Here is a 13698-nt window from a genome sequence, read left to right as displayed (position 1 = left end):
CTTTTTATAAATGTTCGATATTCATTGTAGAAAAATGTTAAATTTTGTTGACACGTATGAGAGCAAGTGGTAAGATTACTTCGAAAAGAATCACTGCCTCATATAATCTTGGAGATAAGGTCCATAAGTTTCTACCTGGCAACCATGAATTGCTAGACTATGAGGGGAAAAGTGTGTAACAAAGGATGTAAGGGATCTTTGTGCCGAACTTTTTCTCGAAAAGAGGAATGTTTATGGTGCAAAGTTTTTTTTATGCAGTAAAGAGTGAAAATTTTATCTAAAAAAATTATTAATATTTATTCGACAATTGTGTTTATTTTTAGTAATTAGTCATGTTTACTATGTTGTAAGTTGAAAAAAGAGAAAAGAAGTCTTACATCAGAGGTCGAATAATTGAAATGCGGGGGAGTCTTATGTCAGTAAAATCCGATAGTCGTCACCTATATTTACGGGTGATTGATCACATCAAAGAAAAAATTAAAGATGGGGCTTACAAAGAAAGACAAAAGCTGCCATCAGAGTTTGATTTAGCGAAAGAACTTGGCGTAAGTAGAGCTACTTTAAGGGAAGCATTGCGTATTTTAGAAGAAGAAAATGTTGTCATTCGTAGACATGGTGTAGGGACGTTTGTAAATGCAAAGCCATTATTTTCTTCTGGAATAGAACAACTTTCTAGTATTACAGATATGATTTCTAGTGTGGGGAAAACACCAGGAACAATCTTTTTATCATCATCTACAACAACTTTAACCGAAGAAGAAAAAGAGAAGTTTAATAGTGAAGATGGTTTTAATGCAGTGATGATTGAGCGTGTGCGTACAGCGGATGGGGAACCTGTTGTATATTGCATTGATAAACTTGCAAAAGAAATATTGCCGGATTTATCGGGCTACAATGAAGAATCATTACTTACAGTGATACATAATAACACGCATAAGCGCATAACGTATGCGGTTGCTCATATTGAGCCGATTGGTTACCATCCGAAAATCTCACCGATTTTAGAATGTGAGCCTGAAACAGCACTGCTTGTATTAAAACAAATGCACTATGATCAAAATGATGAGCCAATCTTATATTCTATTAATTACTTTAGAGCTGATAAGTTTAGCTTCCACGTATTAAGAAAACGTATGTAAGTAAGTTCCTTTTTAGGGAGGTGACAGCAAGAAGTAAGGGACAGCAGCGTAAGAAGAAATATATATATCATTTTAGGAGGGGTTTCTAGTATGAAGAAAAAAGCAGGTCTTTTATTATCATTAACATTAGCAGCAAGTACAGTTTTAGGTGCATGTGGTAACTCGGATAAAGCGAGCAGTGACAAGAAAGACAGTAAAGACAATAAAGATTTCAAAGTCGGTATGGTAACAGATGTTGGAGGCGTTGATGATAAATCATTCAACCAATCTTCTTGGGAAGGGCTAAAAAAGTTTGGTAAAGATAACGATTTAAAGGAAAAGACAAATTATCGTTACCTACAGTCTGAAAAAGAAGCAGATTATATTCCGAACTTAAAGAAATTTTCAAAAGATAAGTATGATTTATCTTTCGGAATTGGTTATAAATTAGAAGGTGCAATTAAAGAAGTAGCAAAAGAATCTCCAAAACAACAATTCGCAATCGTTGATACTGTTGTAGATGCACCAAACGTAACAAGCATTACATTTAAAGATCATGAAGGCTCATTCCTTGTAGGTGCGGTAGCAGCTATGTCAACGAAATCGAATAAAGTAGGATTTGTTGGTGGAATGAAGAGTGATTTAATTAGTAAATTCGAAAATGGATTTAAAGCTGGTGCAAAGGCAGTAAATCCAAATATTGAAATCGTATCTGAATATGCAGAAGCATTTGATAAACCTGAAAAAGGTACAGTTCTTGCTTCAGCAATGTATGGTCAAGGTGTAGATGTAATTTATCATGCTGCTGGTGGTACAGGTAATGGTGTATTCACTGAAGCGAAAAACCGTAAGAAAAAAGGTGAAAACGTTTGGGTAATCGGTGTTGACCGTGACCAAAACCAAGAAGGTATGCCTGAAAACGTAACATTAACTTCAATGGTAAAACGTGTAGATATCGCTGTTGAAAAAGTTGCACAAGAAGCGAAAGACGGTAAATTAAAAGGCGGTAAAATAGAAGCGTTTGGCTTAAAAGATGACGGCGTTGGTATTGCAAAAACAACTGACAACGTGAAAAAAGTTAACCCTGAAATTTTAACAAAGGTAGAAGAGTTTGAAAAGAAAATTACAGATGGTGCAATTAAAGTACCAGCTACAGATAAAGAGTATAAAGAATATGAAGCTTCTCTAAAAAAATAAATAGAGAAATAGCAAAGGTTAGTTCTATGAACTAACCTTTGTATGTATAAAACTTCCGAATTGCTTAATAAGTTAATAGTGTAATAGGGGAATGTTCCCTGTTAAAAGGAGGAACACAATGGAATACGTAATTGAGATGAATAACATTACGAAAGTATTCCCAGGCATTGTAGCGAATGATGATATTACGCTGCAAGTAAAGCAGGGAGAAATACACGCTTTACTTGGAGAAAATGGTGCAGGGAAATCCACATTGATGAATGTACTATTTGGTTTGTACCAGCCAGAACAAGGTGAAATTAAAATTAAAGGAAAAACTGTAAAGATTACAAATCCGAATATAGCAAATGACCTTGGTATTGGAATGGTACATCAGCACTTTATGCTTGTTCATAATTTTACAGTTACAGAGAATATTATTCTCGGAAACGAACCGAAGAAAAAAGGGAAAATTGCTGTTGAGGAAGCTGCTAAAGAAATTCAAAAACTGTCTGAACAATACGGTTTAGCTGTAGATCCATATGCGAAAATACAAGATATTTCTGTCGGTATGCAACAGCGTGTTGAGATTTTAAAAACACTTTACCGCGGGGCAGAAATTTTAATATTTGATGAACCGACAGCTGTGTTAACACCACAAGAAATTCATGAGCTAATTCAAATTATGAAAAAACTTGTGCAAGAAGGGAAATCTATTGTTCTTATTACACATAAGTTGAAAGAAATTATGGAAGTTTGCGATCGTTGTACGATTATTCGTAAAGGAAAAGGGATTGGAACGGTTGACGTTGCAAATACGGATGAAAATAAACTTGCAGAATTAATGGTCGGACGTCAAGTGAATTTTAAAACAGAAAAAATAGACGCGAAGCCAAAAGAAGAGGTACTTTCAATTGCAAACCTTGTTGTTCACGATGCACGTCAACTACCTGCTGTAAAAGGCCTTGACTTAACTGTTCGTGCGGGGGAAATTGTTGGTATTGCAGGAATTGATGGAAACGGACAAAGTGAATTAATAGAAGCAATTACTGGTTTACGAAAAGTTGAGTCAGGTTCTATTGCAATTAAAGGGAAAGAAATAACAAATTGGCCTGTTAGAAAAATAACAGAAGAAGGAATTGGGCATATTCCAGAAGATCGTCATAAACACGGACTCGTTCTTGATTTTTCTGTTAGAGATAATATAGTTTTGCAAACGTACTATAAAAATCCGTTTTCAAAGAAAGGGATTTTAAATTTCAGCAAAATTACAGAAAAAGCAAAGGCACTTATTGAACAGTTTGATGTACGTACACCTAGTGAGCAAACGTTAGCTCGTGCACTATCTGGGGGAAATCAGCAAAAGGCAATTATTGCACGTGAAGTAGACCGTGATCCAGATTTATTAATTGCAGCACAGCCGACACGTGGTTTAGATGTAGGGGCAATTGAATTTATTCATAAGAGATTAATAGAGCAAAGAGATAAAGGAAAAGGTGTATTACTTTTATCACTAGAGTTAGAGGAAATTTTAAATGTTAGCGATCGAATTGCTGTTATTTATGAAGGAACAATTGTAGCGATAGTTGATGCGAAAGAAACGAATGAACAACAGCTTGGATTGTTAATGGCTGGAGGAACAAAGAAGGAGCAGGTGGGTACAAATGGCTAAAAAACTTTTAACAGAACGAACGATAAATATTTTAGTCCCAGTACTATCCGTTATTTTTGGCTTACTTGTAGGAGCAATTGTAATGCTAGTTAGTGGCTATGACCCAATTGTTGGTTATAGTGCGCTTTGGACAGGCATGTTCGGCAGTCCAAGTGCGATTGGTGAAACACTTCGTACAATGATACCGCTTATTCTTGCTGGTTTATCGGTGGCGTTTGCATTTCGTACAGGTTTATTTAATATCGGGGTAGAGGGTCAATTGTTAGTTGGTTGGCTTGCAGCGGTTTGGTTCGGTTATGCAGTCTCGCTACCAGCTGTTCTTCACATTCCATTATCTATTTTATTCGCAGCGTTAGTAGGCGGAATCTGGGGTTTCATCCCTGGATATTTAAAGGGAAAGTTTCAAGTTAATGAAGTTATTGTAACAATTATGATGAACTATATCGCGTTATATGTAACATATGATATTATTAAGCGCTTTTTACACGAGGGTAATGATAAAACGTACGACATTAAAGAGAGTGCGTCATTATCTTCAGACTGGCTTGCATCCATTACTGACGGTTCACGCCTTCACTGGGGAATTATTGTAGCAATTTTAATCGCTATTTTAATGTGGTTCTTATTAGATCGAACAACTTTAGGTTATGAATTAAAGTCAGTAGGATTTAATCAACATGCTTCTCAATATGCAGGGATGAAAGTTTCTCGTAATGTAGTATTTTCCATGACAATTGCTGGTGCGTTCGCAGGGATTGGTGGAGCGATGGAAGGATTAGGAACATTCCAAAGCATGACAGCGATGTCCTCCTTTACAGGGGTAGGGTTTGACGGGATTGCCGTAGCCTTACTTGGAGGAAATAATCCGTTTGGTATTATCCTTTCAGCTTTATTATTTGGTGGTTTGAAAAGTGCTTCCCCTCAAATGAACTTTGAGGCAGATGTGCCATCAGAGCTTATAAACGTAATTATTGCATGTATCATCTTCTTTGTTGCATGTAGTTATGTGTTAAGATGGGCGCTTACACGCATGAGCAAGGAGGGGAAATAAATGAGCTTTTTAGATATATTAGCCATTCTTGTGACGGGTACGTTATATACATCGGCACCTATAATTTTCACAGCACTAGGTGGTGTATTTAGTGAACGATCGGGTGTTGTAAATATCGGATTAGAAGGACTAATGCTATTTGGTGCATTTATTGGAGTTGTTACAAACTTATTAATGGGTGATACTTGGGGAACGATGACTCCGTGGATTGCGTTATTGTTTGCGGCAATTGGTAGTGGTTTATTTGCATTACTTCATGCAGTAGCATCTATTACATTCCGAGCGGATCAAGTTGTAAGTGGTGTAGCAATTAACTTCTTATCTCTTGGTTTAACAGTATTTGCAATTAAGAAGATCTTTGATAAAGGGCAGACTGACTTTATTCAGTACCGTATTGAAAAGATTGATATTCCAGGTCTTTCGGATATTCCGGTTATAGGAAAAATATTCTTTTCAAATGTACCAATAACGTCGTATATTGCGATTATTTTAGCATTTGTTGTTTGGTATGTTATTTATAAAACACCGTTTGGTCTTCGATTGCGTGCTGTTGGTGAACACCCAATGGCAGCGGATACGATGGGGATTAACGTATATAAAATGCGCTATATCGGCGTTTGTATATCAGGGGTGTTTGCCGGAATTGGTGGGGCGATTTTTGCAATGTCCATTTCTAATAACTTCTCAGGGGCAACTATTACAGGACAAGGTTTCTTAGCTTTAGCTGCTATGATCTTTGGGAAGTGGAATCCGCTAGGCGCACTGGGTGCAGCTCTATTCTTTGGTTTTGCTCAGTCTCTTAGTGTAACGGGTGGAACAATTCCTGTATTAGACCAGATTCCAAGTGTTTTATTAACGATATTACCGTATGTATTCACAATATTAGCACTTGTCGGTTTTGTAGGTCGTTCTGAAGCTCCAAAAGCATTAGGAACTCCTTATGAAAAAGGAAAACGATAAGTAATTTGTAAGTAGAAAAAAGCTCGCACATTAGTGTGAGCTTTTTTACATAGAATATATGTAATACGAAATTTTACTATGTTCCTTACATATTATAGTTTTTAGAAAAAGTCATTTGTAAGCATAATAAGGAAGAAAAATTGGTTTTTTATTTCTAAAAACTGTATATTGAAGAGGAATATTCCTATATACGTAAAGGAGGGCTATAAATGAAACTAATGGAACAACAATTACATGAGTTAGGTGGTTTGCGAGTACATATTATTCCGACTGATAAATATAAAACAAATACCTTTGTATTTCGTTTTAAAGCACCTTTAAATGAGGAGACGGTGACAGAGCGTGCCCTATTGCCATACGTATTGCAAAGTGCGACAGAAAAACTTCCTTCTGTAATTCGTCTTCGTCAATATTTAGAAGAATTATACGGATCTTCTTTGGGAGTAGATGTAAGTAAAAAAGGGGAAGACCATATCATCTCCATTTATGTAGACATTGCAAATGAAGTATATTTACACGATGCACCACCGTTATTTGAAAAAGCGCTTTCTATGTTATCGGATATTGTTTTACATCCAGCAACAGAGGGGAATAGTTTCCTACCTTCTATTGTAGAAAGTGAAAAAAGAGCGCTTTTGCAGAGAATTGAAGCTACTTATGATGATAAAATGCGCCATGCAAATGAGCGTTTAATCGAAGAAATGTGCAAAGTAGAACCGTATCGATTAAGTGCAAATGGAAAAAAAGAGAGTGTTACTTCTATTACAAATGAAAGTTTGTATCAATATTATCAAAAGGTGTTAGCGGAAGATGAAATGGATCTATATATTATTGGTGATATTTCAGAAAACGCAGTTGATCTTGTAAGTAAGTATTTTTCTATTACAGCGCGTCCTGTGAGAGAAAGAAACGTACTCCTTCATAAGCGAAATAATGAAGAAAAAGAAGTTGTTGAAAAACAAGAATTAAAACAAAGTAAATTACACATTGGTTATCGTACGTTTGTCACATATAAAGATGAAGATTATTTTGCACTGCAATTGTTCAATGGGCTATTTGGAGGTTTTTCTCATTCGAAGTTATTCGTAAATGTCCGTGAAAAGAATAGTTTAGCGTACTATGCAGCATCAAGATTTGAAAGTCATAAAGGCTTGTTGTTTGTTATGTCAGGGATTGAAGCAAAAAATTATGAAAAAGCAGTTGAAATTATTAAAGAACAAATGCTTGCGATGCAAAATGGTGATTTTTCTGAAGAAGAGATGCATCAAACGAAAAGTGTCATTCAAAATCAAATATTAGAAGCAATTGATACGCCACGTGGATTTGTGGAAATGCTATATCATGGTATTATTTCAGATCGTACACGTCCAGTTGAAGAATGGCTAACAGGTATAGAAAGTGTGACGAAAGAAGAGATTGTGAAAGTTGCTAAAAATATTGAACTAGATACAATTTACTTTTTACAAGGAACGGAGGGAGAATAAATGGAGAAGATTGTTTATGAGCAATTAAAAGAGACGCTCTATTATGAAAAACTTCCGAATGGATTAGATGTATATGTTTTACCGAAGCAAGGATTTAATAAAACATTTGCAACGTTTACGACAAAGTATGGTTCTATGGATAATACATTCGTACCATTAGGTAAAGAAGAAATGATTCGTGTACCTGACGGAATTGCGCATTTTCTTGAGCATAAATTATTTGAAAAAGAAGATCACGATGCTTTTCAATTGTTTAGTAAACAAGGAGCATCGGCAAATGCTTTCACATCCTTTACAAGAACAGCTTATCTTTTTTCATGCACATCAAATGTAGAACAAAATTTAAATACGTTGTTAAATTTCGTACAAGAGCCTTACTTCTCTGAAAAAACTGTTGAAAAAGAAAAGGGGATTATCGGACAGGAAATTCAAATGTATCAAGATAATCCAGATTGGCGCTTATACTTTGGATTAATTGATAGCTTGTTTGTAAAGCACCCCATTAAAATTGATATTGCAGGGACAATCGAGTCTATTAGTAAAATTACGAAAGACCTATTATATGAATGCTACGAAACATTTTATCATCCGAGCAATATGTTACTATTTGTTGTTGGTGCAATTGATCCAGAGGAAACAATGGACTTAGTGCGTGAAAATCAAGCGAAAAAAGATTATAAAAATCAGCCGGAAATTGTACGTTCATTTGAAGATGAACCAAATGAGGTAAATGAAAAGAAGAAAATCATTTCAATGCCTGTACAAACACCGAAATGTTTAGTCGGTATTAAAGCGACAAATTTAAAAGAAAAAGGGAAAGCTCTTTTAAAACAAGAAATCGCGCTTACGTTACTTTTAGATTATTTATTTGGAAAAAGCTCGGTTCATTACGAATCGTTATATAATGAAGGGCTTATTGATGATTCGTTCTCGTATGATTATACGGAAGAGAATAACTTCGGTTTTGCAATGGTTGGCGGTGATACGAAGCAACCGGATGAATTGGAAAAGCGTTTGAAAGATATTTTATTAAACACAAATTATGATCAATTAGATGAGGCAGCATTAGAACGAGTAAAGAAAAAGAAAATTGGTGGCTTTTTACGCTCGTTGAATTCACCGGAATATATTGCAAATCAATTTACGCGATATGCGTTTAATGAATCTAGCTTGTTTGATGCATTGACTGAATTAGAAAGTCTAACTGTTCAAGATTTACAAGAAGTAGCGAAATTATTATTATCAGAAGAAAAAATGAGCGTTTGTCAAGTTTTACCGAAAAAATAAAATTTAAAAGATACCCTCATCTTATCATTGATAAATTGTAAGATGAGGGTATTATTTAGTTATATGAAAAATGAGCTTGTAGAGATAAGAGAGGGTAATTATGAAAAAGTATGCATTAGTAACTGGAGGGAGCGGAGGGATTGGCTCTGCTATTTCAAAACAATTAATTCAAGATGGATATACTGTATATGTTCATTACAATAACAGTGAAGACAAGGTAAATGAGTTACAGAAGGAATGGGGTGAAGTGATTCCTGTTCAAGCGGATTTAGCTTCTAATGATGGGGCAGAGCAGTTGTGGGGACAAATTGAACATCCTATTGATGTTATCGTATACGCAGCTGGGAAGAGTATCTTTGGATTAGTGACAGATGTAACAAATGATGAGTTGAATTATATGGTAGAACTTCAAGTTAAGAGTGTATATAAATTACTATCAATGGCACTTCCACCTATGATTGGGCGGAGAAGTGGAAATATTGTAGTTGTTTCATCTATATGGGGGCAAATAGGGGCTTCTTGTGAAGTGTTATATTCAATGGTAAAGGGAGCACAAAATTCATATGTGAAAGCTTTAGCAAAAGAGGTTTCTTTAAGTGGATTGCGTGTGAATGCAGTAGCACCAGGTGCAATCGAAACGGAAATGTTAAGTGTCTTTTCTGAAGAAGATAAGATTGGCATTGCTGAAGAGATACCATTAGGCAGAATAGGTTTACCAGAAGAGGTAGCAAAGACAGTTTCATTTCTCGTATCACCAGGAGCATCTTACATAACTGGACAAATTATCGGTGTGAATGGTGGCTGGCATTGTTAAAAAATTCTTACATAAAAAATGAAAAGTTGCACAAATTAAGCATGATTTTATTACTCAATAGTGAGGTGCTTAATTATGTCAGTGTTAGATAATTTTGATCAGTGGAAGAGCTTTTTAGGAGAACGTTTAGAACAAGCGGAAGGAAAAGGGCTTAATAATGGTGCCGTATCAGATATGGCATTTCGTGTTGGCGATTATTTAGCAAATGAAGTAGAAGCGCGTAACGATCAAGAAAAATTATTGTCTGAGCTTTGGAAAGTTGCTGATGAACAAGAGCAGCATACAATCGCAAATTTAATGGTTAAGTTTGTACAACATAAGTAAAAGTAGAGAGGAGAATCTCCTCTCTACTTTTTTTGTATAATAATTACACGGGAGAGATTATACATTTAGCTTCCCTATTAAGGTGAAATCATATAATATAGTACGTAGGTGTAAAGTAAGCAAGGGGAGTGATCTTGGATGATTGAATGGTATTTTGAATATGAAATACATAAAAACCGACCTGGCTTGCTTGGTGACGTTTCTTCGTTAATCGGTATGCTCGGCATTAATATTGTCACAATTAATGGTGTTGATAATGCACGACGTGGGTTACTCCTTATGTGTGATAATCAAGAGCAGATCTCTAGACTTGAATCAATTTTAAATACGATGGATAACATAACGGTAACGAAATATCGTCCGCCAAAGCTAAGGGATAAACTAGCGGTTAGACATGGTAGGTACATACAACGAGATGCAGATGACAAGAAAACATTTCGTTTTGTGCGTGATGAATTAGGATTACTTGTAGACTTTATGGCGGAAATCATGAAAAAAGAAGGCCATAAACTAATTGGGATACGAGGAATGCCTCGTGTCGGAAAAACAGAATCCATTGTTGCCGCAAGTGTTTGTGCAAATAAACGATGGTTATTTGTATCATCTACTCTCATTAAGCAAACTGTTCGTAGTCAATTGATTGAAGATGAGTATAGCGATGACAATATTTTCATCCTAGATGGAATTGTGTCAACAAAGCGTGCCAATGAAAGGCATTGGCAACTCGTTCGTGAAATTATGAGATTGCCTGCAACGAAAGTTGTGGAACATCCTGATGTATTTGTGAGTCAGTCAGAATACACATTGGATGATTTTGATTATATTATCGAGTTACGTAACGATTATGATGAAGAAATTCAATATAATTTAGTAGATGAAATTGAGCAAGGTACGCAAAATAATTTCTCTATGTTCGACTTTTAAAGAAATATTGAGGTGTTAGTAGTGACAGAATTAGGACAAAAGCTGAAAGAAGCAAGAGAAGCAAAAGGCTTGTCTATTGATCAGCTGCATGAGATTACAAAAATTCAAAAACGCCATTTAGTAGCGATTGAAGAAGGCAATTATGACGTATTGCCAGGAGCTTTTTATGCACGTGCATTCATTAAACAATACGCAGATGCGGCTGGATTAAATGGAGAGGAACTGCTTGTAGAATATCAGAGTACGATACCACAATCTGAAAATCGTGATGTTCCACAAGTATCAACTGGACAAAAAACACAAGAAACAATGCAAAAATCTTCATCATTGCCAATGGCAGATCATATGCCGAAAATCTTAATTGCATTGTTAGTAATCGCATTTGGAGTCGTAGTTTGGTTTGTTATTCAAGCACTGACTGGTAAAGATGACGGACGAGTTCCGGCTACTCAAAGTGAGAAAATTGAAGTTAAAAAAGCAGAAAATTCTCCGCTAGATACGAAGAAAGATGAAGCGAAAGCGGAAGAACCAAAGAAAGAAGAGCCAAAGAAAGAAGAGCCAAAGAAAGAAGAGCCAAAGAAAGAAGAGCCAAAGAAAGAAGAGCCAACTGGACAACAAGAAGTAAAAGTAGTTGGAACAAGTGGTAAGGTATCTACTTTGGAAATTCATAATAATAAAACATTAGAACTGGAAATTTCAGCGAAGGGTACAAGTTATGTAGATGTTAAGGACGATGCGGGTAATGAAATTCTAAACACTACAGTACAAAGTGGTCAAACAGAAAAACGAGATTTATCAACAGCAAAAGAAGTGCGACTTAATATTGGAAATGCAACGAATGTTGAAGTTAAACTGAATGGCCAAGTGGTCGCTTACCCATTGGATCCAGAAAAAGAACTTCACCAAAGATTGGTGATAAAAAACCAAGGGGTAGAGCAACCTGCACAATAACAGTCATCGCTTCGATGACTTTTTTCAATGAACAAATGTTTTTGATATGATGGAGGAATAGCTGTGAATTTACCAAATAAAATTACAATATCTAGAATCTTCTTAATCCCAGTTTTTATGGTAATTATGTTAGCACCCTTTGATTGGGGTTCATACACAATTGGTGATGTAGATCTACCAATTCAACACTTAGTAGGGGCGCTTATCTTTATTATTGCCTCAGCTACAGATTGGATTGATGGACATTACGCAAGAAAGTATAATCTTGTAACAAACTTAGGGAAATTCCTTGACCCGTTAGCAGATAAATTACTTGTTTCGGCAGCACTTATCACATTAGTCGAGATGGGATCTGTACCAGCTTGGATCGTTATAGTAATTATAAGCCGTGAGTTTGCTGTGACAGGTTTACGACTTGTACTTGCTGGAACAGGGGAAGTCGTTGCAGCGAATCAATTAGGGAAAATTAAAACATGGACACAAATTATCGCGATTGCGGCATACTTATTACACGATGTACCTTTAAATTTAATCCATATTCCAGTTGCTGATATCTTTATATGGATTGCATTAATTTTTACTGTTATTTCAGGATGGGATTATTTCTGGAAAAATAGAGCTGCTTTTGTAAACTCAAAATAGAAGTTTATGGGGGAATTGGGATGAATGCTGAAATTATTGCGGTTGGAACGGAATTATTACTTGGACAAATTGCAAATACAAACGCCCAGTTTTTATCTGAAAAGTTAGCTTCAATTGGCATTAATGTGTACTACCATACTGTAGTTGGAGATAATAACAAACGATTACAGCAGGCGATTGAAGTTGCAGAAGAACGTGCGGATATGCTTATTTTTACAGGTGGATTAGGCCCGACAAAAGATGATTTGACGAAGGAAACAATTGCGTCTAGCTTAGGGGAAGAGCTTGTATATGACGAAAATGCATTAGCATTAATAAGCGATTATTTTAAGCGTACAGGTCGTGAGTTCACTGAAAATAATAAAAAGCAGGCACTCGTTTTGAATGGAGCAACTGTATTTGCAAATGATCACGGTATGGCACCTGGTATGGGTTTAAATAAGAACGGAAAAGTTTATATTTTATTACCAGGACCACCGAAAGAAATGAGGCCAATGTATGTAAGTTATGTAGAGCCTTTTTTACGTAACTTTACAACAGGAGAAAACATTTATTCTCGCGTGCTTCGCTTCTTCGGAATTGGGGAATCTCAATTAGAGGTGAAAGTTCAAGATTTAATTGATGGACAAACGAACCCGACAATCGCCCCGCTTGCGAATGATGGAGAAGTAACATTACGTTTAACTGCGAAGCATCAAAATGCTCATGAAGCGGAGAAACTCATTCAGCATATGGAAGATTTGATTTTAGAAAGAGTAGGAGAATTTTTCTACGGGTATGACCAAGAGTTTCTGCACTATAAGGCGATAAAGTTATTGAAGAAAAAAGGATTAACTTTAGCGTGTGCAGAAAGTTTAACAGGTGGTCTCTTCGGTAATCAAGTAACAGAAAGTGCTGGTGTGTCTTCAGTATTTAAAGGCGGTGTCATTTGTTATCATAATGATGTGAAGCAACATGTTTTACATGTACCTGAGGAAGTGTTGTCTACTGACGGTGCAGTTAGTAAAGAATGTGCTCGTTATCTTGCTGAAAATGTTAAAGAATTATTAAAAGCGGATATCGGAATTAGTTTCACTGGGGTAGCAGGACCAGATGCTTCAGAACATAAAGAGCCGGGAACAGTATTTGTTGGATTGGCGATTAAAGACGAACCAACTGTAGTCTTTCCTCTAAATTTAAGCGGAAGTCGTCAACAAATTAGGGAACGCTCAGCAAAATATGGGTTTTATCATTTGTATAAAAAGCTAGAAGAGATATAAGTCTCTTCTAGCTTTTTTTAATGGTTAAATGCAGTT

Annotated in this window: 13 protein-coding genes and 1 riboswitch; all 13 genes read left to right on the top strand. The window is 35.9% G+C overall.

Annotated features, from left to right (window positions below; all coding sequences use genetic code 11):
• Nucleotides 1–78 precede the first annotated feature (78 nt).
• Nucleotides 79–180: riboswitch (purine riboswitch) on the top strand.
• A 233-nt stretch (nucleotides 181–413) separates the two neighbouring features.
• The 13 genes from JDS95_RS03420 to cinA all read left to right on the top strand — a co-directional run bounded on the left by JDS95_RS03420 (nucleotide 414) and on the right by cinA (nucleotide 13662).
• Entirely contained in the window at nucleotides 414–1139 is a 726-nt protein-coding gene (locus JDS95_RS03420; RefSeq protein WP_000114182.1) for a GntR family transcriptional regulator, read from the top strand.
• 90 nt (nucleotides 1140–1229) lie between these two features.
• Nucleotides 1230–2315, top strand: a complete 1086-nt coding sequence (locus tag JDS95_RS03415) for a BMP family lipoprotein (RefSeq protein ID WP_000725766.1) — start codon at nucleotides 1230–1232, stop codon at nucleotides 2313–2315.
• A 118-nt stretch (nucleotides 2316–2433) separates the two neighbouring features.
• Nucleotides 2434–3966 carry an ABC transporter ATP-binding protein gene (locus JDS95_RS03410; protein WP_000456934.1) on the top strand — a complete coding sequence of 511 codons (1533 nt, stop codon included), beginning with the start codon at nucleotides 2434–2436 and terminating at the stop codon, nucleotides 3964–3966.
• A complete protein-coding gene (locus JDS95_RS03405; protein WP_001085263.1) occupies nucleotides 3959–5017 on the top strand; it encodes an ABC transporter permease in 1059 nt (352 codons plus the stop codon). The genes JDS95_RS03410 and JDS95_RS03405 overlap by 8 nt, the downstream gene beginning before the upstream one ends.
• Nucleotides 5018–5977, top strand: a complete 960-nt coding sequence (locus JDS95_RS03400; RefSeq protein ID WP_000008852.1) for an ABC transporter permease — start codon at nucleotides 5018–5020, stop codon at nucleotides 5975–5977.
• Between the two features lie 209 nt (nucleotides 5978–6186).
• Nucleotides 6187–7461 (top strand): EF-P 5-aminopentanol modification-associated protein YfmF, encoded by a 1275-nt coding sequence (gene yfmF / locus JDS95_RS03395; protein WP_199690287.1) that lies wholly within the window; start codon nucleotides 6187–6189, stop codon nucleotides 7459–7461.
• On the top strand, nucleotides 7462–8748 hold the full coding sequence (gene yfmH, locus JDS95_RS03390) for an EF-P 5-aminopentanol modification-associated protein YfmH (protein ID WP_000411962.1): 1287 nt from the start codon (nucleotides 7462–7464) through the stop codon (nucleotides 8746–8748).
• Nucleotides 8749–8848: 100 nt separating this feature from the next.
• Nucleotides 8849–9562, top strand: coding sequence for an elongation factor P 5-aminopentanone reductase (gene ymfI, locus JDS95_RS03385; RefSeq protein ID WP_000759600.1), 714 nt, complete (start codon nucleotides 8849–8851; stop codon nucleotides 9560–9562).
• A 75-nt stretch (nucleotides 9563–9637) separates the two neighbouring features.
• The gene (locus JDS95_RS03380; protein ID WP_000114447.1) at nucleotides 9638–9886 is read left to right on the top strand and encodes a DUF3243 domain-containing protein; all 249 of its coding nucleotides are present in this window, start codon (nucleotides 9638–9640) and stop codon (nucleotides 9884–9886) included.
• Nucleotides 9887–10024: 138 nt separating this feature from the next.
• Nucleotides 10025–10810 carry a DUF3388 domain-containing protein gene (locus JDS95_RS03375; protein ID WP_000574107.1) on the top strand — a complete coding sequence of 262 codons (786 nt, stop codon included), beginning with the start codon at nucleotides 10025–10027 and terminating at the stop codon, nucleotides 10808–10810.
• A gap of 21 nt (nucleotides 10811–10831) precedes the next feature.
• A complete protein-coding gene (locus tag JDS95_RS03370; protein WP_000137454.1) occupies nucleotides 10832–11761 on the top strand; it encodes a helix-turn-helix domain-containing protein in 930 nt (309 codons plus the stop codon).
• Between the two features lie 63 nt (nucleotides 11762–11824).
• Nucleotides 11825–12403: a CDP-diacylglycerol--glycerol-3-phosphate 3-phosphatidyltransferase gene (pgsA, locus tag JDS95_RS03365; RefSeq protein WP_001052980.1), complete on the top strand. Its 579-nt coding sequence runs from the start codon at nucleotides 11825–11827 to the stop codon at nucleotides 12401–12403.
• Nucleotides 12404–12423: 20 nt separating this feature from the next.
• Complete coding sequence (gene cinA, locus JDS95_RS03360; protein ID WP_085450615.1) at nucleotides 12424–13662, top strand: competence/damage-inducible protein CinA; 1239 nt, start codon at nucleotides 12424–12426, stop codon at nucleotides 13660–13662.
• Nucleotides 13663–13698: the final 36 nt, after the last annotated feature.

Source organism: Bacillus cereus group sp. N24, from assembly GCF_016483345.1.
Lineage (GTDB): Bacteria > Bacillota > Bacilli > Bacillales > Bacillaceae_G > Bacillus_A > Bacillus_A toyonensis.
The sequence above is the reverse complement of the archived record's forward strand: the minus strand, read 5'-3'. Positions and strand labels throughout refer to the sequence as shown.

Excerpts from the sequence above, each read along its gene's own strand:
- JDS95_RS03375 (WP_000574107.1), top strand. The coding sequence starts at position 10,025 with ATGATTGAATGGTATTTTGAATATGAAATACATAAAAACCGACCTGGC.
- JDS95_RS03415 (WP_000725766.1), top strand. The coding sequence starts at position 1,230 with ATGAAGAAAAAAGCAGGTCTTTTATTATCATTAACATTAGCAGCAAGT.
- ymfI (WP_000759600.1), top strand. The coding sequence starts at position 8,849 with ATGAAAAAGTATGCATTAGTAACTGGAGGGAGCGGAGGGATTGGCTCT.
- yfmH (WP_000411962.1), top strand. The coding sequence starts at position 7,462 with ATGGAGAAGATTGTTTATGAGCAATTAAAAGAGACGCTCTATTATGAA.
- JDS95_RS03380 (WP_000114447.1), top strand. The coding sequence starts at position 9,638 with ATGTCAGTGTTAGATAATTTTGATCAGTGGAAGAGCTTTTTAGGAGAA.
- JDS95_RS03400 (WP_000008852.1), top strand. The coding sequence starts at position 5,018 with ATGAGCTTTTTAGATATATTAGCCATTCTTGTGACGGGTACGTTATAT.
- yfmF (WP_199690287.1), top strand. The coding sequence starts at position 6,187 with ATGAAACTAATGGAACAACAATTACATGAGTTAGGTGGTTTGCGAGTA.
- cinA (WP_085450615.1), top strand. The coding sequence starts at position 12,424 with ATGAATGCTGAAATTATTGCGGTTGGAACGGAATTATTACTTGGACAA.
- JDS95_RS03410 (WP_000456934.1), top strand. The coding sequence starts at position 2,434 with ATGGAATACGTAATTGAGATGAATAACATTACGAAAGTATTCCCAGGC.
- JDS95_RS03420 (WP_000114182.1), top strand. The coding sequence starts at position 414 with ATGTCAGTAAAATCCGATAGTCGTCACCTATATTTACGGGTGATTGAT.
- JDS95_RS03405 (WP_001085263.1), top strand. The coding sequence starts at position 3,959 with ATGGCTAAAAAACTTTTAACAGAACGAACGATAAATATTTTAGTCCCA.